The organism is Corallococcus sp. AB011P, assembly GCF_003611605.1.
Classification (GTDB): Bacteria; Myxococcota; Myxococcia; order Myxococcales; family Myxococcaceae; genus Corallococcus; species Corallococcus coralloides.
Window position 1 is genome coordinate 1 of record NZ_RAVX01000061.1, and the last position, 1,818, is coordinate 1,818.

Consider the following 1,818-nt stretch of genomic DNA (forward strand, 5'->3'; position numbering starts at 1 on the left):
GGCCCTTCGCGAGGTCGAAGGGCTGCGCGGCGGCTTCACGCGCCAGGCGCCAGGCTTCTTCCGGCGGCGAGCCCGTGAGCTCCTTGCGCTCCAGGGTGAGCACCGGCTCCGGAGACACCACCTGCACAGGGCCGGAGACGTCCTCACGGAAGGAGGTGCGGAGCACTTCGTGGCGGCGCACCACTTCGCGCAGCGCGCGCTCCAGCACGGCCACGTCGAGCGCACCCTCCAGGCGCACCGCCATGGGGACGTTGAAGAGGGAGGTGCCGGGTTGCAACTGCTCAATGAACCAGAGGCGCTGCTGGGCGAAGGACAGGGGCAGGGGACGCGAGCGGTCCTGCACCGGGATGAGGCCGTGGGCGGAGTTGCCCGCGGTGGCCTTCTGCGCGGCCATCTTCTTGAGCAACTCGGCGCGCTTTTCCGGCGAAAGGTTGGCGATCCTCTTCGACAGCTCGTGGCTCATCTCGTGTACTCCGCACTGGGGGCCGCCACTGCGTACGAGCACCACTGGGGGCAGTGGCGCTCGCGGAAACTCGGACGTGTTGCTGGTGCCGGATTGACTCCCTGCGCCGCTCTTCCCGAGGAAGCGCGAGGGTGGGTCAAATTCATATGGGTGAGATTATTCCGCCTACACAGACCCTGTCATGAGGGCGGACAGACACCCACTCGAATGAATTCAGGTATTTGCTGTATTGCTCTGGTTCCCTGAAGCCAGGGAGGGAAGGACGTCAGATGTCCTCCAGAGTGAGACCCGCTCCCAGCGTCTCCTCCCTCTGGCTCCACTCCAACCCCCGGAGTCAGCTCCCGGTGGCCTGCCGGGGCGCGGTACCGGACACCCGCGCGAGCGCCTCCCGCAGGCGCTCGATGATGGAGCCGAGATTCGGGTCCTGCATCAACGCGTGATGGCTGCCGGGCACGTCATGCACCTCCAGCCCGCCACGCACCAGGGGCTCCCAGCCGCGGTGACGCGGGACATCGGGCACGGCGTCGCTGGCGCTCAGCAGCAAGGCGGTGCCGTCGTACGGCTGGGGCGCGTACTTCTCATGGGCGAAGAGGTTGGCCCGGAAGACGTTGAAGAGGGCGCGCAGCTGGGCGGGGCCGGACTGAGCGTCGAGGATGCGCGCCCGGAGCCCTTCCTTCAGCAGGTGGTCCAGCATCGCGTCGTCGTCCTGTGCCAGCGCTTCGTCCGAAGCGGAGAGGTTCTGGCCGAAGGCGGTAGCGGTGGCGTGGGCAAAGGCGAGCCTCGCGCGGGCCTCGGAGTCGAGGTGCGTGGCCTCCTGGGAGGGCTTCGTCAGACCGTGGACGTGGGCATCGATGAGGGCGAGCAGGTCCACGGCTTCGCCAGCCTCGCGCAGGCGGCGGGCCATCTCGTAGGCGATGACTCCGCCGAGAGACCAGCCTCCCAGTTGGTAGGGGCCGTGGGGCTGCACCGTGCGGAGGGCTTCGATGTAGAGGGTGGCCATCTCCTCGATGGACTCGACGACGGGGCGTCCGTCGAGGCCTCGCGACTGGAGGCCGTAGACGGGCAGAGAGGGGCCGAGCCTGCGCGCCAGCTCCGAGTAGGCCAGGACGTTGCCGCCGCCGGGGTGGACGAGGAAGAGGGGCCGCTGGCCGGGTTCTCCGCGCTCCAGCGGGACGAGGGGCGTCCATGTCTGCGAGTCGTCGCGGAGCACCTGGGCGAGCTGCTCGATGGTGGGCTGCTGGAAGAGGACGGAGAGGGGAATCGACTGGCCCAGGTGCTCGCGCACGGCGGCGACCATGCGCACGGCGAGCAGGGAGTGGCCGCCCAACTCGAAGAAGCTGGAGCGGACGCCGACG

Annotated in this window: 2 protein-coding genes; both read right to left on the bottom strand. The window is 68.9% G+C overall.

What is annotated here, in order from left to right; genetic code table 11:
• On the bottom strand, positions 1-463 hold a 463-nt coding region (locus D7X30_RS41835; RefSeq protein WP_233592119.1), incomplete at its 3' end, for a condensation domain-containing protein.
• Between the two features lie 334 nt (positions 464-797).
• Positions 798-1,818 (bottom strand): alpha/beta fold hydrolase (locus D7X30_RS41320; protein ID WP_120568463.1); only part of this gene is annotated, 1,021 nt, incomplete at its 5' end.